Origin of the sequence: Pseudomonas sp. Leaf58, from assembly GCF_003627215.1 — a bacterium.
Classification (GTDB): domain Bacteria; phylum Pseudomonadota; class Gammaproteobacteria; order Pseudomonadales; family Pseudomonadaceae; genus Aquipseudomonas.
On the sequence record NZ_CP032677.1, the window covers coordinates 4,205,321 to 4,224,345 of the forward strand.

Below are 19,025 nucleotides of genomic sequence, written 5' to 3' on the forward strand. Positions count from 1 at the left end.
GCCGAGCCACCATGTCCGAGCCACGTCAGATTCTCGTCACCAGCGCCCTGCCCTATGCCAATGGATCGATCCACCTTGGCCATATGCTGGAGTACATCCAGACGGATATGTGGGTACGCTTCCAGAAGCTGCGCGGCAACCAGTGCATCTACGTTTGCGCCGACGACGCCCACGGCTCGGCCATCATGCTGCGCGCCGAGAAAGAAGGCATCACCCCGGAACAGTTGATTGCCAACGTTCAGGCCGAGCACAGCAGCGACTTCGCCGACTTCCTGGTGGACTTCGACAACTTCCACTCCACCCACAGCGAAGAGAACCGCGAGCTGTCGGGCCTGATCTACACGCGCCTGCGTGAAGCCGGGTACATCGCCACCCGCTCGGTCACCCAGTACTTCGACCCGGAAAAGGGCATGTTCCTGGCCGACCGCTTCATCAAGGGCACCTGCCCTAAGTGCGCGGCCGAAGACCAGTACGGCGACAACTGTGAAAAATGCGGCGCCACCTACGCGCCTACCGAGCTGAAAAACCCTAAGTCGGCGATCTCCGGTGCCACCCCGGTACTGCGTGATTCCCAGCACTTCTTCTTCAAGCTGCCGGACTTCCAGGCCATGCTGCAGCAGTGGACCCGCAGCGGCACCCTGCAGGACGCAGTCGCCAACAAGCTGGCCGAATGGCTGGACTCCGGTTTGCAGGAGTGGGACATCTCCCGCGACGCGCCGTATTTCGGCTTTGAAATCCCGGGCGAGCCGGGCAAGTACTTCTACGTGTGGCTGGATGCGCCAATCGGCTACATGGCCAGCTTCAAGAACCTCTGCGCACGTCGCCCGGAGTTGGACTTCGACGCTTTCTGGAACGAAGGCTCCAAGGCCGAGCTGTACCACTTCATCGGCAAGGACATCGTCAACTTCCACGCCCTGTTCTGGCCTGCCATGCTCGAGGGCGCCGGCTTCCGCAAGCCGACCGCAGTCAACGTGCACGGCTACCTGACCGTCAACGGCGCCAAGATGTCCAAGTCGCGTGGCACCTTCATCAAGGCCCGCACCTACCTGGATCACCTGCAACCGGAATACCTGCGTTATTACTACGCAGCCAAACTGGGCCGTGGCGTCGATGACCTGGACCTGAACCTGGAAGACTTCGTGCAGAAGGTCAACTCTGACCTGGTCGGCAAGGTGGTCAACATCGCCAGCCGCTGCGCCGGTTTCATCCACAAAGGCAATGAAGGCGTAATGGTCGCTGGCGATGCCGCGCCGGAGCTGACCGAGGCCTTCCTCGCTGCCGCGCCGTCGATCGCCGACGCCTATGAAGGCCGAGATTTCGGCCGCGCCATGCGCGAAATCATGGCCCTGGCCGACCGCGCCAACGCCTGGATCGCCGACAAGGCGCCGTGGTCGCTGGCCAAACAGGAAGGCAAGCAGGACGAAGTGCAGGCCATCTGCGCCCAGGGCATCAACCTGTTCCGCCAGCTGGTTATCTTCCTCAAGCCGGTGCTGCCGGTGCTGGCCGCTGACGCCGAGGCCTTCCTCAACGTGGCCCCGCTGACCTGGAGCGACCACCTGTCGCGCCTGGAAAACCACCCATTGAACCCGTTCAAGGCACTGATGAGCCGCATCGAGCCAGCCAAGGTCGAAGCCATGGTCGCCGCCAGCAAGGAAGACCTGCTGGCCGCGCAAACCAACGCCCCGGCTGGTAACGGCGAGCTCACCAAGGACCCGTTGTCGGCGGAAATCGAGTTTGACACGTTCGCGGCGGTCGACCTGCGCGTGGCGCTGATCGTCAAGGCTGAAGCCGTGGCGGGTGCAGACAAGCTGCTACAACTGACCCTGGACATCGGTGACGAGCGCCGCAACGTGTTTTCCGGCATCAAGTCGGCCTACCCCGACCCGTCCCAGCTGGAAGGTCGCCTGACCATGATGGTGGCCAACCTCAAACCGCGCAAAATGCGCTTTGGCGTGTCCGAAGGGATGGTCATGGCAGCCGGCCCTGGCGGTGAAGAAATTTACCTGCTGAGCCCGGACAGCGGCGCCAAGCCAGGCCAGCGCATCAAGTAACTGGATGTGCCGGGGGCTGCGTTGCGGCCCCCAGGCCCTCTCACCAAAGCCGGACAATCGCTACGATTCCCGGCTATCGTCATTTCATGAACGATTACCTCTTGGTCCTGATCAGCGCCGCGCTGGTCAATCACCTGCACCTGCAACAGCAGCCAATCCCCAGGCTGCAACTGCACGTGCACGGCCTTGCCTGTGCACTGTGCATTGCCTTGGGTGTAATCGGTGCACAGCTGCTAAAGCGCGGGGTGCTTGCCCCTTTACAGCTTCAAGACCTTGATCTATTTCTGTTGTTGCCATGGCTGGCACTGCTCGCTTGGGACGTACCCTGGCTACTGACCAAGTGCCGCCCGGCCTGGCCCGCGGTGGCGCTGCCAGCGCTGCTCTTGAGCAATGCCACCGTGCTGGGGCTAGCCCTGCGACAGGCAAACGATGACAGCACCTGGCTTGCCACGTTACTGCAAGCCCTGCTGGCCGGTGGCGGCTTCTGGGTGGTACTCATTATGTTCGCCGACCTGCGTCAACGCAGTGCCCATGCCGCCATCCCTCGGGCATTGCGCGGCCTGCCCATCGAACTGCTGGGTGCGGGGGTGATGGCCATGGCTTTCTCCGGTTTCTATGGACTGTTCGGCCAATGAGCAGCAAGCCTGACCCCCGCCTACGCACCAGCATGAGCCTGGTGCTGCTGGCCTGCGTGCCCGGCCTGCTGGCGCTGTTCTGGCTGCACGGCTGGGGATTACTGTTGAACCTGTTGCTTGGCGCCGCTGCCGCGCTGCTGTGCGAGGCGCTGCTGTTGATCATGCGCGCGCAACCACTAGGTCCGACACTAAGCGACGGTAGTGCGCTGGTAACCGCCGTGCTGCTGGCGGCCGGCCTGCCTGCTCTGGCACCTTGGTGGTTGCCGGTGGTGGCGGCCAGCGTTGCCATCGGCGTGGGCAAACAGGCCTTTGGCGGGGTTGGGCGCAATCTGTTTAACCCCGCCATGGTCGGCTATGCCTTCGTCCTGCTGAGCTTCCCACTGCACATGAACCATTGGCCGGCGCTGGCGCCTGGCCTGCTCGACAGCTTGCAGCAGGTGTTCGTCGGCGGCGACACGATTGATGCCTGGGCCAGGCCGACCCTGCTCGACGGCCTGCGCCACAACCGCAGCCTTACCCTCGATGAACTGTTCGCCAACCATCCGGGCTTCGGCAACATCGGTGGGCGCGGCAGCGAATGGGTCAACCTGGCGTTTCTGCTCGGCGGCTTGTTCCTGCTGCAGCGCAAGGTGATCAGCTGGCATGCGCCGGTTGGTTTGCTGGCGGGGCTGTTCATGTTCAGCCTATTGGCCTGGAACGGGTCGGGTTCGGACTCCAATGGCTCGCCCTTGCTGCACCTGTTTTCCGGCTCGACCATGATGGCGGCATTCTTCATAGCCACCGAACCTGTGTCCGGCCCTCGGCATGAGCGGGCCAGGCTACTATTCGGCGTGGGCACGGGCCTGCTGATCTACTTGATCCGCACGTGGGGCAGCTACCCGGATGGCACGGCGTTCGCCGTCTTGTTGATGAATCTCATGGTGCCGAGCCTTGAGCGCCTGGTGTTACAGCACCAGCAGGCTACCCGATGAAGCGCCTGGCACGTGATGTGGGCCTGCTGCTGTTGACCGGGGCACTTGCACTGTCGGCTACCCTGGCCTGGCGACACTGGACCAACACAGCCATCGCCGATGCTGAGAAACAATTGCAAAGCCGCCAGCGCCTGGCGGTGTTACCCGAAGGCAGTTACGACAACCAGCCACTGGACAGCCCGCTGCCAAGGCCAGCCTCGCAGCGGCCAAACAGCCGAATTCTGGCGGCCTACCGGGCTACACTGGCGGGTAAACCAACCGCCGTCATCCTGGTCACCCAGGCCCAGGGTTATGCAGGCCCGATCGTGCTGAGCGTCGCCATCGCCAAGGACGGTCGGCTGATCGGCAGCCAAGTGGTCGAGCAACAGGAAAGCCCCGGGCTGGGCGCACGCCTGGGTGACCCGCAGGTGAATTGGTTGGGGCAATTTGCCAACCGCCAGTTGAGCGATCACTGGGCACTGAAGCGGGATCAGGGCGATTTTGACCAACTGGCCGGCGCAACCGTGACTTCACGCACAGTGATCGGCGCGCTGCAGGAGGCCCTGAGCTATTTCGACGAGCAGCGCAGCGGGCTGCTGGAGGGCGCCACGGATGAATAGGTTGTACTTACTGGGCGCAAGCCTTGTGCCCTTGCTGGGCGCCACCCGAACGCTGAGTGAAGGTGTCACCATCGGTGCGTGCGCGGCGCTGATGAACAGCCTTCATCAACTGTTGCTGGCGCCCCTGCGCCAGCGCCTTGCCAGCTGGGCGTACGTAGTGGCCAGCCTGCTGCTGCTGGCTGCCCTGGCCTGTTGCGTGCAACTGGCACTGCGCGCGTGGTTACTGCCATTGGCACTTGCCCTCGGCCACTACCCTGCACTGCTGTGCTTGCAATGCCTGGCCGCTGACCACCTGCTGCCCAACCCAAGGCGCTGGCGCCTGCTCAGCAGGTTTGTCTGCGCCTTCTTTGCCACCTGCCTGCTGCTCGGCGCCAGCCGCCAATGGCTGGCCGAGGTTGCCGGCCTGCACCTGGCCAGCCTGGCCCCCGGCGCCCTCCTACTGCTCGGACTGCTATTGGCCTTGTACAATCGCCTGCATCCGGGCCCCGCCCACCCACGTCGTCAAGGAACGCTCTGATTTCATGAATGCCGCCAAACGCCTGGAGATTTTTCGCAGGCTGCACGAAGACAACCCCGACCCAAAGACCGAACTGGCCTACACCACCCCGTTCGAACTGCTGGTCGCCGTGACCCTGTCTGCGCAGGCCACCGACGTCGGCGTCAACAAGGCCACCGCCCGCCTGTTCCCCGTTGCCAACACCCCCGAGGCTATCTATGCCCTAGGCGTCGAAGGCCTGAGCGAATACATCAAGACCATTGGCCTGTACAACAGCAAGGCCAAGAATGTCATCGAAGCCTGTCGGCTGCTGATCGAACGCCACGCCAGCCAAGTGCCACAAACCCGCGAAGCCCTTGAGGCACTGCCAGGCGTTGGCCGCAAGACTGCCAACGTGGTGCTCAACACTGCGTTCCGTCAACCGACCATGGCGGTGGATACCCATATCTTCCGGGTCAGTAACCGTACCGGCATTGCGCCCGGCAAGACGGTACTGGAGGTGGAGAAAAAACTGATCAAGTTCGTACCCAAGGATTACCTGCTCGACGCCCACCACTGGCTGATCCTGCACGGGCGTTATGTGTGCCAGGCGCGCAAGCCAAGGTGCGGCAGCTGTCGCATCGAAGATTTGTGCGAGTACAAGCACAAGACCTCCGACGATTGACTCGATAGCTGAAAACCGCCTGCCACGATTGAAAAAATCTTTTTTACCAGCGTCTGCTTTCTGGTTATAAGGACGGCCAATGGCCCCTTGGCTTGGAGCGACTCATGAGCACCGATAAAGACGACCTGTCGATCGAAGATGATTTTGTTGCCGTAGAGGATGAAGCGGAGCCCCCGGTGGAAAGCGCAAAGACCAACCTGAGCAAACGCCGTACCATCGACAACATGCTTGAAGAACGGCGCCTGCAGAAGCAGCTGGCCGATTTTGATTACGACCTGTAGCGAGGGCCTGTAGCCTAGGCAAAGCCTCCAGGGTGGAGGCTTTACGACCTGCGGTCAGTTCAGCCCTTGACGCTGCGCCAGCTCGATAAGGTCGACCAGCGACCGGGCATTGAGCTTGAGCAAAAGGCGAGACTTGTAGGTACTGACCGTCTTGTTACTGAGGAACATGCTGTCGGCAATCTCCTTGTTCGAGCGGCCACGCGCCAGCTGTTGCAGCACCGTCATCTCGCGCGCCGAGAGGCGGTTGACCATGTCCGTCTCGCTCCCCCCACCTCTGCCGCGTGATGCATGCAGGGCCTGGTTGGGGAAGTAGCTGTAGCCCGATAACACCGCCTTGATAGCGCTGAGTAATTCGGTGAGCTCCTGTTGCTTGCACACATACCCCGCAGCCCCGGCCTGCATGCAGCGCATCGAGAAATTACCAGGCGCTTGCGACGTTAGCACCAGCACCTTGCTGCCCGGGCTGAAAGTCGCCATGCGGGCAATCACCTCCAGACCGTCCAGTTTAGGGATACCGATATCGAGCACGACAATATCCGGCAGGTGTTGCCGTGTGAGCTGCAGTGCAGCCACCCCGTTGTCGGTCTCCGCCACGACGTCATACCCATGCCGTTCCATCAGCATGCGTACGGCCAGGCGTATGACCGGATGATCATCCACGATAAGCACTTTATTCATGCGACATCCATTCATTCATTATTTTTGCTTGGTACGCCACGATAACCGACGGAACACCTGTTGGCGCGAGGATTTAGCGGCGAAATACATGGACAGATAAAGCCTACAACACTTACAGAAATTTCCTACACGCAGCTGCCGTACTTGTAACAACAAAATTCTTAATCAATGCAATAAACCTTATCACCTGCTTCGCAATACGGACCAGTTGAAAACTGTTCAGCCGCTGCCGAAAATTTCATTTCAATCGCAATGAAAAAGCGGAGCAACTACGCACCATCGCGATAATTCCTCGCCTGGGAAACACTCCAGTCTTTAGTTGAGTAGTTCGGTAAGGTAAAGATAGGCAAAAACGCAGGAGACAGCCATCATGAGCCAAACACAACCTGTCGCCCCGCTGACGATCGTTGCCATCTTCGCGGGGATCATCGAAGCCTCAGCCCTTGCGACCTTGCCGTTTCTCAGTGATTCCAGCCAGAAACTCTATACCTGGTTTCTGGTGGGATTCCCGTTCTTCCTGACAGCGCTGTTCTTCCTGACACTCAACTTCAATTACAAGTCGTTCTACAACCCAATGCCAAGTGAAGCAGCAAACATCGACTCGCCTATAGCAAATACCTTACCGCGTGAATGCAGCGAAACTGGGCAAGCCGCGCCTGTAACGGTCATGTTTTCCGGGCCCGATGCCTATCGCATGATGGAGCAACAACTCCTGCTTGCACTTGCCCAACCGCTGCAAACACCTCAAACGTGGCGCTTGTGCAACTTGGATAAACGCCAATGTGTACAGCTGTCGGTCAGTACCTTGGAGGAGGATGTTGCGACCTGAGCCGTTGAATGCCTTAGGTTATTCCAAAAAAAACCCCGGCCTGAGCCGGGGTTTTCATGACATGCGTCAGCAATCAGAGTAGCGAACGGCCCTTGTTGGCAGCAATACGCATACGCAGTGCGTTGAGCTTGATGAAGCCCGCAGCGTCCGCTTGGTTGTACGCGCCGCCATCTTCCTCGAAGGTGGCGATGTTGGCGTCGAACAGCGAGTCGTCCGACTTGCGGCCGACCACGGTGACATTGCCCTTGTACAATTTCAGGCGCACAACGCCATTCACGCTGGCTTGGGAAGCGTCGATCATCTGCTGCAGCATCAGACGCTCTGGGCTCCACCAGTAGCCGGTGTAGATCAGGCTGGCGTACTTCGGCATCAGCTCATCTTTCAGGTGAGCGACTTCGCGGTCCAGGGTGATCGACTCGATGGCACGGTGGGCCTTGAGCATGATGGTGCCGCCAGGCGTCTCGTAGCAGCCACGCGACTTCATGCCGACGTAACGGTTTTCTACGATGTCCAGGCGGCCGATGCCGTTGGCACCGCCGATACGGTTCAACTCGGCCAAGACGGTGGCTGGGCTTTTCTCGACGCCGTCGATGGCAACGATGTCACCGTTGCGGTAGCTCAGCTCGATGTAGGTAGCCTGGTCTGGCGCGTTTTCCGGCGAGACGCTCCAGCGCCACATGTCTTCTTCGTGCTCGGTCCAGGTATCTTCCAGGACGCCGCCTTCGTAGGAGATGTGCAGCAAGTTGGCGTCCATCGAGTACGGCGACTTCTTCTTGCCGTGGCGCTCGATCGGGATGCCGTGCTTCTCGGCGTAGTCCATCAGCTTTTCGCGGGACAGCAGGTCCCACTCACGCCATGGGGCGATGACCTTGACGCCTGGCTTCAGGGCGTAAGCACCCAGCTCGAAACGCACCTGGTCGTTGCCTTTACCGGTGGCGCCGTGGGAAATGGCGTCGGCGCCAGTTTCGTTGGCGATTTCGATCAGGCGCTTGGCGATCAGCGGACGGGCGATGGAAGTACCCAGCAGGTACTCGCCCTCGTAGACGGTGTTGGCGCGGAACATCGGGAACACGAAATCACGCACGAATTCTTCGCGCAGGTCGTCGATGTAGATCTCTTTAACGCCCATTGCCTGGGCCTTGGCGCGAGCCGGCTCAACCTCTTCGCCCTGCCCCAGGTCAGCGGTGAAGGTCACCACTTCGCAGTTGTAGGTATCCTGCAGCCACTTGAGAATCACCGAAGTATCAAGGCCGCCGGAATACGCCAGTACGACCTTTTTTACGTCCGCCATGCCATCACTCCACGGGGTTGTACGGAAAGCGGTCGATTCTAACGACGTTGCGGATAAATTTACAGTGGGGCGACAGCTTATGACGACAAAGCGACAAGAACTTTCGGAAGGGCGACGGGTGGTTGGTTGGGGTGATGCGGGATGCGGGACGCATGCCTTGAGGTAGTATCAGGGCCACAAGGTGCATGGCTTGAGCAGTTAAGCGCCTGTGGGATGGAGCGCCGCCCGCGCGGCGCTCGATCCCACAGGCGCTGAAAATGTTGTGCTGAACGCTTGGTGGCCTAGATATCACCCTTGGCCATGCACCCCGCAGCCCACCCGATCTTAGGGTGCCTTCGCCCCTGGCACACCCGAGGCCGGAACCGCAGCTGGACTGGCTGGCGCGGACGTCGGAGCAACCGGCACCACTTGTTCCACCGCCTTCTCCACCACTGCCACCCGCTCCAGCTCAATATTCACCCGACGATTCCGCGCCCGATTCGCCGCACTGTTGTTCTTCGCCAACGGATAACGCTCACCATGAAACTGCACGGTAATCTGCGCTTCCGCCACCCCATGGGCCATGAGGTAATCGGCCACCGCCAACGCCCGGCGGCGTGACAGGTCGCGGTTGGTCAGGCGATTACCACTGTTATCGGAATGCCCGTTGAGCTCGATATGGTTAACCGTGGGGTCGGCCTTCATGTAATCGAGGATTACGTCCAGCCGTGCCTTGGCCGCGTCATCCAGCTCGATGCCGCCCCCCGGGAAGCCAACCTGGGTCTGGCGCACCTGGTCGTAGTTCATCGGCAGCAGCTTGGCAGCACACACCAGATAGTCGCTATAGGCCTTGGCGAAGCTGACTGGCAATACCCGCACCTCCATCGGCCTGCCTGTCTCACCGGCGTAATTGCGCACCACTGTGCTGCGCCCGTCGAGCAGGCCGTTGATCAGGCGACTCGCCTGGCCTTGGGAGGAGCTGAACAACACGCCGGTACGGGCCAAGCGCACACTGCCCAGGCTGATGTCGCTGCGCCCGGGTTGCCACGGCGCCGCAGCCGCCAGCAAGGTCGCTGTGCCCGCGCCCAGCGCGTTACTGCCCGAGCGTAACTGGAACACCGGCTGCTCACCCGCGCGGCGGACGAACTCTCCACTGCCAAATCCGTCGATCGGCTGGATCAGCCGGCATTCGAATTGGTCACCCTCGACCTTCCAGGCAATATTCTCCATGCGCGTCTGGAATGTCAGCGCGCCGGCCGGCAGGCTGGCGAACAGGGTCAACAGGGCTAGGTAACGCTGGCGCACGGGCGGCTCCACAATTTCTGACGGCTTACCTGCAGGCTATCGGACGCCTGCCGCAAAACTTGATAGCCGTGCTCGTCCCAGGGTTTTCCGGTAGCATTGGGGCTTGAGTTCGACCCGCCTGGAATCCCCAATGTCCGATCGCCTGACCCTCCTGCGCCCCGACGACTGGCACATCCATCTGCGCGATGGTGCCGTCCTGCCCCACACCGTTGGCGACGTGGCGCGTACTTTCGCCCGTGCCATCATCATGCCCAACCTGGTTCCGCCGGTGCGCAATGCCGCCGAGGCCGACGCTTACCGTGAGCGCATCCTGGCCGCGCGTCCGGCCGGCAGCCGCTTCGAGCCGCTGATGGTGCTGTACCTCACCGACCGCACCAGCCCCGAGGATATCCGCGCGGCCAAAGCCAGCGGCTTCGTGTACGCCGCCAAACTGTACCCGGCTGGCGCCACCACCAACTCCGACTCGGGCGTGACCAGCATCGACAATATCTTCCCGGCCATCGAGGCACTGGCAGAAGTCGGTATGCCGCTGCTGGTGCACGGCGAAGTGACCCGCAGCGAGATCGACGTGTTCGACCGCGAGAAGCGCTTCATCGACGAACACATGCGCCGGGTGGTCGAGCGTTTCCCAACGCTGAAAGTGGTGTTCGAGCACATCACCACCAGCGATGCCGCGCAGTTCGTCACCGAGGCCCCGGCCAACGTCGGCGCGACCATCACCGCGCAGCACCTGCTGTACAACCGCAACCACATGCTGGTGGGTGGCATTCGCCCGCACTTCTACTGCCTGCCGATCCTCAAGCGCAACACCCACCAGGTGGCGCTGCTGGACGCGGCCACCAGCGGTAACCCGAAGTTCTTCCTGGGTACCGACTCGGCCCCGCACGCCCGCCATGCCAAAGAAGCCGCCTGCGGTTGCGCCGGCTGCTACACCGCCTATGCGGCCATCGAGATGTACGCCGAAGCGTTCGAACAGCGTAACGCGCTGGACAAGCTGGAAGGCTTTGCCAGCCTGCACGGCCCAGCCTTCTATGGCCTGCCGGTGAACACCGACACCATTACCCTGGTGCGCGAAGAATGGACTGCCCCGGCCACCCTGCCGTTTGGCGAGCAGACTGTAGTCCCCCTGCGCGCCGGCGAAAAACTGCGCTGGCGCCTGCTGGAGGAAAACGCGTGAGCGAAGACCTCTACGAAGACGACCTCGACACCCAGGGCAGCAGCGGTTCGCGCCACCCGATGGCCGAACGCTTCCGCGGCTACCTGCCGGTTGTAGTGGATGTGGAGACCGGTGGCTTCAACAGCGCCACCGATGCCCTATTGGAAATAGCCGCAGTCACCATCGGCATGGACGAAAAGGGCTTCCTGTTCCCTGAGCACACCTACTTCCACCGGGTGGAGCCGTTCGAGGGCGCCAACATCGAGCAGGCCGCACTGGAGTTCACCGGCATCAAGCTGGACCACCCGCTGCGCATGGCAGTCAGCGAGGAAAGCGCGCTGACCGACATCTTCCGTGGCGTACGCAAGGCGCTCAAGGCCAATGGCTGCAAGCGGGCGATCCTGGTCGGTCACAACAGCAGCTTCGACCTGGGTTTCCTCAATGCGGCGGTAATGCGCAACGACCTCAAGCGCAACCCGTTCCACCCATTCTCCAGCTTCGACACCGCTACCCTGGCGGGCCTGGCCTATGGTCAGACCGTACTGGCGCGGGCCTGCCAAAGCGCCGACATCGACTTTGACGGGCGTGAGGCGCACTCGGCGCGTTACGACACCGAGAAGACCGCCGAGCTGTTCTGCGGCATCGTCAACCGCTGGAAAGAGATGGGCGGCTGGCGCGATTTCAACGACTAGAAGCGGCAAGCGGCAAGCGGCAAGAAAAAGCAGACAGCATGCGCTCACTTTTTCTTGCAGCTTGAAGCCAAAAAAAACCGGCCACATGGGCCGGTTTTTTCATGCCCGCAGCAATTACAGCTTGCCAGCGTTCTCGCTCAGGTAGGCAGCAACACCTTCTGGCGAAGCGTTCATGCCTTTGTCGCCTTTTTTCCAGTTGGCAGGGCAGACTTCGCCGTGCTCTTCGTGGAACTGCAGGGCGTCGACCAGGCGCAGCAGCTCGTCCATGTTACGGCCCAGTGGCAGGTCGTTGACGATCTGCGAACGGACAACACCATTGGTGTCGATCAGGAAGGCGCCACGGAAGGCCACGCCACCTTCCGACTCAACGTCGTAGGCTTTGCAGATCTCGTGGGTCATGTCGGCAGCCAGGGTGTACTTCACCTGGCCGATACCGCCGTTGTTGACCGGGGTGTTACGCCAGGCGTTGTGGGTGAAGTGCGAGTCGATCGACACGCCGATCACTTCGACGTTGCGCGCTTGGAAGTCAGGGATGCGGTTGTCCAGGGCGATCAGCTCGGACGGGCAGACGAAGGTGAAGTCCAGCGGGTAGAAGAACACCAGGCCGTACTTGCCCTTGATGGCCGAGGCCAGGTTGAAGCTGTCGACGATCTCGCCATTGCCCAGCACGGCTGGAACGGTGAAATCGGGGGCTTTCTTACCAACGAGTACGCTCATTGTAATCTCCTGATGAGGGTGAAAAACCGTTTGCCGGGCCAGACGGGCTTGCCCGACATCCAACAAAGGCCGACTATCATACACGGCTTCTGATGACAGGCCGACTCCGTCGACGAAGCAACCACCGGTCGCTCAAGCACGGCTCTTCCAGAAAGTCCTTTGACAAGCATTCTCATTAACATTAAGCTCCAACCCATCGACTCAACCCGCGATGGTCAGCCCTTATGTATGTGTGTCTTTGTGTCGGCGTTACCGACGGACAGATCCGCGATGCGATCTATGAAGGATGCTGCAGTTACAAGGAAGTGCGAGCGGCGACCAACGTCGCCAGCCAGTGTGGCAAATGCGCCTGTCTGGCCAAGCAAGTGGTTCGCGAAACCCTGACCGAGTTGCAGGTCAGTCAGGCAGCCCTGCCCTACCCTGTGGAATTTACCGCGGCCTGAACATCCAGAATTTGAAGAACCGGACCTTGCGTCCGGTTTTTTATGCCTGCAATTCAATAAGTTAGAACCCCAACGCGGTTCACAAACATTCTTATTCCTATTAATTTTCACTTATTATTCAACTACTTAGGTTTGACACTCTTCAGTATCGGGCTCAGACTTCGCTGTATTGGCATACTTCAATAGGGCAGGAACCCGCAATGAAAGGCGACGTAAGCGTCATCCAGCATCTCAACAAGATCCTCGGAAACGAGCTGGTCGCGATCAACCAGTACTTCCTGCACGCACGCATGTACGAAGATTGGGGCCTGAACAAACTCGGCAAGCACGAGTACAAGGAATCCATCGATGAGATGAAGCACGCTGACAAACTGATCAAGCGTATTTTGTTCCTCGAAGGTATCCCCAACGTTCAGGACCTGGGCAAGCTGCTGATTGGTGAACACACCAAGGAGATGCTCGAGTGTGACCTGAAGATCGAACAGAAAGGCCTGGTCGACCTGAAAGCGGCCATCGCCCACTGCGAAACCGCTGGCGACTTTGGCTCGCGTGACATGCTCGAGGATATTCTCGAGTCCGAAGAAGAGCACATCGACTGGTTGGAAACCCAACTGGGCCTGATCGACAAGATCGGTATCGAGAATTACCTGCAGTCGCAGATGGGCGAAGAATAATTGTTCGCCGCATAAAAAAACCCGCGATCAGCGGGTTTTTTTATGCTTGCCAGTCGCTCAGGCTTCAGAAGCCTTGGCCTTGGCAGCCGCTTCCTTGATCAGGGTTTGCAGCTCACCCTTCTCGAACATTTCCAGCATGATGTCGCTACCGCCAACCAGCTCACCGGCTACCCACAGCTGCGGGAAAGTCGGCCAGTTGGCGTATTTTGGCAGGTTGGCGCGGATTTCCGGGTTCTGCAGGATGTCGACGTAGGCGAACTTCTCGCCACAACCCATCACAGCTTGCGATGCCTTGGCCGAGAACCCGCATTGCGGGGCATTCGGCGAGCCTTTCATGTAAAGCAGAATGGTGTTGTTGGCAATCTGCTCTTTGATCGTTTCGATGATATCCATGTAGCACCTCGGCTGAACTTTCCGACGCGGTCGTCGGCACGGTGGCGCATTGTAACGGAAAGCCGAGCAGCGCGCTCGGCCTTACCGTTCCCTACGCGGCTTCTACCTGCACAGGTACGCCGTTGAGCGCAGCGTTACCAGAAACCTCGTCCCGTAGGCGTTCGTCGGTCAGGTCATTGGCACTCACTCCAGGTTGCGCCTGGGCGATCTGCAAGTGCACACCTTGACGACCATGGCCGAAGCCATGGGGCAGGCTGACTACCCCTGGCATCATGTCTTCGCAGGCCTGCACTTCGACCTCCAGGGTGCCGGTACGCGAACGAATACGTACCCGCTGGCCATCTTGCAGCTGCCGTTGCTGCAGGTCTTGCGGGTGCATCAACAATTGATGGCGCGGCTTGCCTTTGACTAGGCGGTGGAAATTATGCATCCACGAATTGTTATTGCGCACATGACGGCGGCCGATCAACAGCAGCTCGCCCGCCGCCGGTGGTGCCTGTTGCGCCATCCGGCGCAGGTCGTCCAGCAGCACCTGCGGCGCCGCTTCGACAGCCTTGCTGGCGGTGGCCAGGCGGCCCGCCAGGTTGGCGCGCAACGGCCCCAGGTCAAGGCCATGCGGGTGATCGTCAAGGGTTGCCAGCGAAAGCTGCCAGGCCGTTGCTTGACCATAGCGCCCCTTGCGCAGGGCTAGGTCGATCATCTGCGCCGGTGCCAAGGTCGGTTTCAATTCAAGTTCGGCACGCCTGGCAAACGCCTGGGCCAAGCCGACGAAAATCTCCCAGTCGTGCAGCGCCCCCTCCGGCTTGGGCAAGATGGCCCGGTTGAAGCGGGTCACATTGCGCACTGCCAGCAAGTTGAAGGTACTGTCGTAGTGGTCGTTTTCCAGCGCCGTGGTGGACGGCAGAATCAAGTCGGCATGGCGTGTGGTTTCATTGATGTAGAGGTCAATACTGAGCATGAACTCCAGCCCTGCCAGCGCGGTATCCAGCTGGCGGCCGTTAGGCGTGGACAGCACGGGGTTGCCGGCCACCGTCACCAGAGCCCGCACCTGCCCCTCACCAGGTGTCAGCAACTCTTCGGCAAGGGCCGCCACGGGCAGCTCGCCGGCATATTCGGGCAAGCCCGATACCCGGCTTTGCCAGGCGTTGAAATGGCCACCGGAGGTGGTCGCCACCAGGTCGACGGCAGGCTCGGTACACAACGCGCCGCCCGTTCGGTCAAGGTTGCCGGTGACCAGGTTGAGCAGCTGCACCAGCCAGTGGCAGAGGGTGCCGAAGGCTTGGGTGGAGACCCCCAGGCGGCCATAGCACACCGCCGTGTCGGCCGCGGCGAAGTCCCTAGCCAACTGGCGAATTTCCGCTGCAGCAATGCCGCAGTGGGCGCTCATTGCCTCAGCGCTGAACGGGGCAAGCGCTTCGCGCACCTGCTGCAGGCCGATGACCGGCAAGTGCGAGCCGCGTGCCAGGCCTTCAGCGAAGAGGGTATTGAGCAAGCCGCACAACAACGCCGCATCCCCTCCTGGGCGGATAAACAGGTGGCTGTCGGCCATGGCCGCTGTTTCGCTACGGCGTGGGTCCACCACCACCAGGCGCCCGCCCCGGGCTCGCAGGGCCTTTAAGCGCTTTTCCACATCTGGCACCGTCATGATGCTGCCATTGGAGGCCAGCGGGTTGCCGCCCAGGATCAGCATGAAATGGGTCTGGTCGATGTCCGGGATCGGCAACAACAGGCCATGGCCATACATCAGGTGGCTGACCAAGTGCTGCGGCAACTGGTCCACCGACGTGGCAGAGAAGCGATTGCGGGTTTTCAACAGGCCGAGGAAATAGTTGCTGTGGGTCATCAAGCCGTAGTTGTGCACGCTCGGGTTGCCTTGGTAAACCGCCACGGCGTTGCGCCCATGCGCTTGCTGCACCGCCCATAGCCTGTCGGCGGCCAAGGCAAAGGCCTCGTCCCAGCCGATGGCCTGCCAATGCTCGCCCACCCGTTTGTGCGGCTGACGCAGGCGGTCGGGGTCATTCTGGATGTCCTGCAGGGCCACGGCCTTGGGGCAGACATGGCCGCGGCTAAACGGGTCCTGAGGGTCGCCCTTGATCGAATGGATCAACGCCCGCCCGCCGTCTTCTTGGCGGACTTCGATGTTCAGCCCGCAAATTGCTTCGCACAGGTGACAGGCACGGTGATGCAGGGTGTTGGTCATGGCCGCCTCTGCCTTGTTGTCGTGGTAAGTGGGTGACCGTGGTTTTGGACGGTTGTCTAACAGCGACTATGCACCCCGCCCCGCCCCCCTGCCAGCGCCCTTCGCGGTGTGAATCCACCGACATCAGGCAGACGATTTGCGACAGTCATTTGCCAAATTGCCAGCAAGCCGTGTACAACCCTCTGTAGCAAATAAAAAACAGCGCTGCCCAGCGGGCCAAGAAACCCTTTGGAACATTCTGTGTTATTCCACGCTGTTTCCCCTCTTGGCTTTAGGCGACATTTACTTATAGTATTGCGCCTTTCCCTATTTCGTCCGCCCCGTGCGGCTTACGCCGCGGGTCACTCCCGTTGTCAAAAAAAACCATACGGTCGACCTGCATACAGTTGCAGATAAGGTAGTCAATCATGAGCGCTAGGCACTTTCTCTCCCTGCTGGACTTCACCACCGACGAATTGCTCGGGGTGATCCGCCGCGGCATCGAGCTGAAGGACCTGCGCAAGCGAGGCGTGCTGTTCGAGCCCCTGAAGAGCCGCGTGCTGGGCATGATCTTCGAGAAGTCCTCAACCCGTACCCGTGTGTCGTTCGAGGCTGGCATGATCCAGCTCGGCGGCCAGGCCATCTTCTTGTCCCCGCGCGATACCCAACTGGGCCGTGGCGAGCCGATTGGCGACAGCGCCATCGTGCTGTCGAGCATGCTCGACGTGGTGATGATCCGTACCCACGCCCATAGCACTTTGACCGAGTTCGCCGCCAACTCGCGCGTGCCGGTAATCAACGCCCTGTCTGACGAATCGCACCCGTGCCAGCTGCTGGCCGACATGCAGACCTTCCTCGAACAGCGCGGCTCGATCCAAGGCAAGACCGTGGCCTGGATTGGCGACGGCTTCAACATGTGCAACTCGTATATCGAGGCGGCCAAACAGTTCGACTTCCAGCTGCGCATCGCCTGCCCGGAAGGCTACGAGCCAGACCCACGTTTCATGGCCATTGGCGGTGACCACGTGCAGATCGTCCGCGACCCTAAGGAAGCCCTGCGCGGCGCCCATCTGGTGACCACGGATGTCTGGACTTCCATGGGCCAGGAGGAGGAAACTGCACGGCGCCTGGCGCATTTCGCGCCTTACCAGGTCACCCGCGAACTGCTCGACCTGGCGGCACCCGACGCCCTGTTCATGCACTGCCTGCCAGCCCACCGTGGTGAAGAAATCAGCCATGACCTGCTCGACGACCCACGTTCGGTCGCGTGGGACCAGGCTGAAAACCGCCTGCATGCACAGAAGGCCCTTCTCGAATTCCTTGTAGAACCGGCTTACCACCACGCATGAGTCAACCCCTACTGCTCAACCTGCGCAACCTCGCCTGTGGCTATGGCGACCAGCGCATCGTCCAGAACCTCAACCTGCACCTGAACGCAGGCGACATTGGTTGCCTGCTGGGTTCATCCGGTTGCGGCAAAACCACTACCCTACGCGCCATCGCCGGTTTCGAGCCGGTGCACGAGGGCGAAATCCAGCTGGCAGGCGAGGTCATTTCCCGGGCCGGTTTCACCCTGGCCCCGGAAAAGCGCCGCATCGGTATGGTGTTTCAGGACTACGCACTGTTCCCGCACCTGACCGTGGCACAGAACATTGCCTTCGGCATCGCCAAGCACCCACGCCAGGCTGAGGTCATCGATGAGATGCTCGAACTGGTCAAGCTGGGCGGCCTGGGCGGGCGTTACCCGCATGAATTGTCCGGCGGCCAGCAGCAACGTGTTGCCCTGGCCCGTGCGCTGGCGCCTGAGCCGCAGTTACTGCTGCTCGACGAGCCGTTCTCCAACCTTGACGTGGAATTACGCCGGCGCCTGAGCCATGAAGTGCGCGACATCCTCAAGAGCCGTGGCACCAGCGCCATCCTGGTCACACACGACCAGGAAGAAGCCTTTGCCGTCAGCGACCAGGTCGGCGTGTTCAAGGAAGGCCGCCTGGAGCAATGGGACACGCCCTACAACCTTTACCACGAGCCACAGACGTCATTTGTAGCGAGTTTTATAGGCCAGGGGTATTTCATCCGGGGCCAGATGAGCAGCCACGAAGCGGTCGTTACCGAACTGGGTGAGCTGCGCGGCAACCGTGCCTATATCATGGCGCCAGGCAGCTCGGTGGACGTGCTGCTGCGGCCCGACGATATCGTGCATTCACCGGGCAGCGCGCTACAGGCGAGCATCGTTGGCAAGAGCTTCCTTGGGGCTTCAACCTTGTACCGCCTGCAGTTGCCCACCGGCAGCCAGCTGGAAGCGATTTTCCCGAGCCATGATGACCATCAGGTGGGTGAGAGTGTGGGGATTGCGGTGAAAGCCGATCACTTGGTGCTGTTCCCGGTGCCGGGCAGTGTGGCAGCACAGTTGCCACGGCAGGAGAACGGCGTTCGCCGGTACAGTTCGGCGACCTGACTCCAAATCCATGGGGCCGCTTTGCGGCCCCAACAATCTCAGCCCCGGCCGATCCCGGCAAACTTGCCTTGGGTATGCTCAGCCAGCACCGCCGCAGCCAATTCCACCTCCAGCCCACGCCGTCCAGCGCTTACATGGATGGTTGCAAAATGCTGCGCCGAATCATCGATAAAGGTCCGCAAGCGCTTCTTCTGCCCTAACGGGCTGATCCCGCCCACCAAATACCCTGTAGCCCGCTGCGCTACCGCCGGGTCGGCCATCTCGCATTTCTTCACCCCCGCCGCATGGGCCAGGGCCTTGAGGTCCAGCGTGCCCACCACCGGCACCACCGCCACCAGCAACTCGCCCTTCTCGCTGCTCGCCAGCAAGGTCTTGAACACCTGCTGCGGGTCGAGCCCAAGCTTTTCCGCCGCCTCCAGGCCGTACGACGCCGACTTGGGGTCATGTTCATAACTGTGCACACGGTGTTCGGCGCGGTGTTTCTTCAACAGGTCTAGGGCAGGGGTCATGCAGGGGCTCCGGTCTGGGACGGCTCGG

Annotated in this window: 21 protein-coding genes; 14 read left to right on the plus strand and 7 right to left on the minus strand. The window is 60.9% G+C overall.

Going from position 1 to position 19,025, the window contains the following annotated elements:
• The first annotated feature begins 11 nt into the window (after positions 1-11).
• The 7 genes from metG (at position 12) to DV532_RS30435 (ending at position 5,697) form a co-directional block, all read left to right on the plus strand.
• Positions 12-2,051, plus strand: a complete 2,040-nt coding sequence (metG, locus tag DV532_RS19580; RefSeq protein ID WP_056802155.1) for a methionine--tRNA ligase — start codon at positions 12-14, stop codon at positions 2,049-2,051.
• A gap of 86 nt (positions 2,052-2,137) precedes the next feature.
• Positions 2,138-2,686, plus strand: a complete 549-nt coding sequence (locus DV532_RS19585; protein WP_056802153.1) for an Rnf-Nqr domain containing protein — start codon at positions 2,138-2,140, stop codon at positions 2,684-2,686.
• Complete coding sequence (locus DV532_RS19590; protein ID WP_056802151.1) at positions 2,683-3,657, plus strand: RnfABCDGE type electron transport complex subunit D; 975 nt, start codon at positions 2,683-2,685, stop codon at positions 3,655-3,657. Before DV532_RS19585 ends, DV532_RS19590 begins: the two co-directional genes overlap by 4 nt.
• On the plus strand, positions 3,654-4,256 hold the full coding sequence (locus tag DV532_RS19595) for an RnfABCDGE type electron transport complex subunit G (RefSeq protein ID WP_056802149.1): 603 nt from the start codon (positions 3,654-3,656) through the stop codon (positions 4,254-4,256). Before DV532_RS19590 ends, DV532_RS19595 begins: the two co-directional genes overlap by 4 nt.
• Positions 4,249-4,773, plus strand: a complete 525-nt coding sequence (locus tag DV532_RS19600; RefSeq protein ID WP_056802147.1) for an Rnf-Nqr domain containing protein — start codon at positions 4,249-4,251, stop codon at positions 4,771-4,773. The genes DV532_RS19595 and DV532_RS19600 overlap by 8 nt, the downstream gene beginning before the upstream one ends.
• Before the next feature lie 4 nt (positions 4,774-4,777).
• On the plus strand, positions 4,778-5,416 hold the full coding sequence (gene nth / locus DV532_RS19605; RefSeq protein WP_056802145.1) for an endonuclease III: 639 nt from the start codon (positions 4,778-4,780) through the stop codon (positions 5,414-5,416).
• A gap of 104 nt (positions 5,417-5,520) precedes the next feature.
• Positions 5,521-5,697 carry a PA3496 family putative envelope integrity protein gene (locus DV532_RS30435; RefSeq protein WP_056802143.1) on the plus strand — a complete coding sequence of 59 codons (177 nt, stop codon included), beginning with the start codon at positions 5,521-5,523 and terminating at the stop codon, positions 5,695-5,697.
• Positions 5,698-5,751: 54 nt separating this feature from the next.
• Here DV532_RS30435 and DV532_RS19610 read toward each other — a convergent pair whose 3' ends face one another.
• Entirely contained in the window at positions 5,752-6,375 is a 624-nt protein-coding gene (locus tag DV532_RS19610) for a response regulator transcription factor (RefSeq protein ID WP_056802142.1), read from the minus strand.
• A 370-nt stretch (positions 6,376-6,745) separates the two neighbouring features.
• Here DV532_RS19610 and DV532_RS19615 point away from each other — a divergent pair, with 370 nt between their 5' ends.
• Positions 6,746-7,204 (plus strand): hypothetical protein, encoded by a 459-nt coding sequence (locus DV532_RS19615; RefSeq protein WP_056802140.1) that lies wholly within the window; start codon positions 6,746-6,748, stop codon positions 7,202-7,204.
• Positions 7,205-7,277: 73 nt separating this feature from the next.
• On the opposite strand, the gene DV532_RS19620 is transcribed toward DV532_RS19615, so the two are convergent.
• The gene (locus tag DV532_RS19620) at positions 7,278-8,495 is read right to left on the minus strand and encodes an argininosuccinate synthase (RefSeq protein ID WP_056802138.1); all 1,218 of its coding nucleotides are present in this window, start codon (positions 8,493-8,495) and stop codon (positions 7,278-7,280) included.
• Between the two features lie 324 nt (positions 8,496-8,819).
• Positions 8,820-9,779, minus strand: coding sequence for an OmpA family protein (locus DV532_RS19625; protein ID WP_056802136.1), 960 nt, complete (start codon positions 9,777-9,779; stop codon positions 8,820-8,822).
• A 130-nt stretch (positions 9,780-9,909) separates the two neighbouring features.
• Between DV532_RS19625 and pyrC the strand changes: the two genes are divergently transcribed.
• Positions 9,910-10,956, plus strand: a complete 1,047-nt coding sequence (gene pyrC, locus DV532_RS19630; protein WP_056802135.1) for a dihydroorotase — start codon at positions 9,910-9,912, stop codon at positions 10,954-10,956.
• 59 nt (positions 10,957-11,015) lie between these two features.
• Positions 11,016-11,627: a ribonuclease T gene (gene rnt, locus DV532_RS19635; protein ID WP_372340005.1), complete on the plus strand. Its 612-nt coding sequence runs from the start codon at positions 11,016-11,018 to the stop codon at positions 11,625-11,627.
• A 114-nt stretch (positions 11,628-11,741) separates the two neighbouring features.
• Here the strand turns inward: rnt and DV532_RS19640 are convergent, their stop codons facing one another.
• Positions 11,742-12,344, minus strand: a complete 603-nt coding sequence (locus DV532_RS19640) for a peroxiredoxin (protein WP_003254945.1) — start codon at positions 12,342-12,344, stop codon at positions 11,742-11,744.
• 224 nt (positions 12,345-12,568) lie between these two features.
• On the opposite strand from DV532_RS19640, the gene DV532_RS19650 reads away from it, so the two are divergent.
• Both DV532_RS19650 and bfr read left to right on the plus strand, forming a co-directional pair.
• Positions 12,569-12,787, plus strand: a complete 219-nt coding sequence (locus tag DV532_RS19650) for a bacterioferritin-associated ferredoxin (protein WP_045185737.1) — start codon at positions 12,569-12,571, stop codon at positions 12,785-12,787.
• 200 nt (positions 12,788-12,987) lie between these two features.
• Positions 12,988-13,461 (plus strand): bacterioferritin, encoded by a 474-nt coding sequence (bfr, locus tag DV532_RS19655; protein WP_003258014.1) that lies wholly within the window; start codon positions 12,988-12,990, stop codon positions 13,459-13,461.
• A 57-nt stretch (positions 13,462-13,518) separates the two neighbouring features.
• On the opposite strand, the gene grxD is transcribed toward bfr, so the two are convergent.
• Positions 13,519-13,854 (minus strand): Grx4 family monothiol glutaredoxin, encoded by a 336-nt coding sequence (gene grxD, locus DV532_RS19660; protein ID WP_056802131.1) that lies wholly within the window; start codon positions 13,852-13,854, stop codon positions 13,519-13,521.
• 91 nt (positions 13,855-13,945) lie between these two features.
• The gene (locus DV532_RS19665) at positions 13,946-16,054 is read right to left on the minus strand and encodes a molybdopterin-dependent oxidoreductase (protein WP_056802129.1); all 2,109 of its coding nucleotides are present in this window, start codon (positions 16,052-16,054) and stop codon (positions 13,946-13,948) included.
• 407 nt (positions 16,055-16,461) lie between these two features.
• Here DV532_RS19665 and argF point away from each other — a divergent pair, with 407 nt between their 5' ends.
• Together argF and DV532_RS19675 are read left to right on the plus strand one after the other, a co-directional pair.
• Positions 16,462-17,382, plus strand: coding sequence for an ornithine carbamoyltransferase (argF, locus tag DV532_RS19670; RefSeq protein ID WP_056802126.1), 921 nt, complete (start codon positions 16,462-16,464; stop codon positions 17,380-17,382).
• Complete coding sequence (locus DV532_RS19675; RefSeq protein WP_056802124.1) at positions 17,379-18,488, plus strand: ABC transporter ATP-binding protein; 1,110 nt, start codon at positions 17,379-17,381, stop codon at positions 18,486-18,488. The genes argF and DV532_RS19675 overlap by 4 nt, the downstream gene beginning before the upstream one ends.
• 38 nt (positions 18,489-18,526) lie before the next feature.
• Here DV532_RS19675 and ybaK read toward each other — a convergent pair whose 3' ends face one another.
• Complete coding sequence (gene ybaK / locus DV532_RS19680) at positions 18,527-18,997, minus strand: Cys-tRNA(Pro) deacylase (protein ID WP_056802122.1); 471 nt, start codon at positions 18,995-18,997, stop codon at positions 18,527-18,529.
• Positions 18,998-19,025 lie beyond the last annotated feature (28 nt).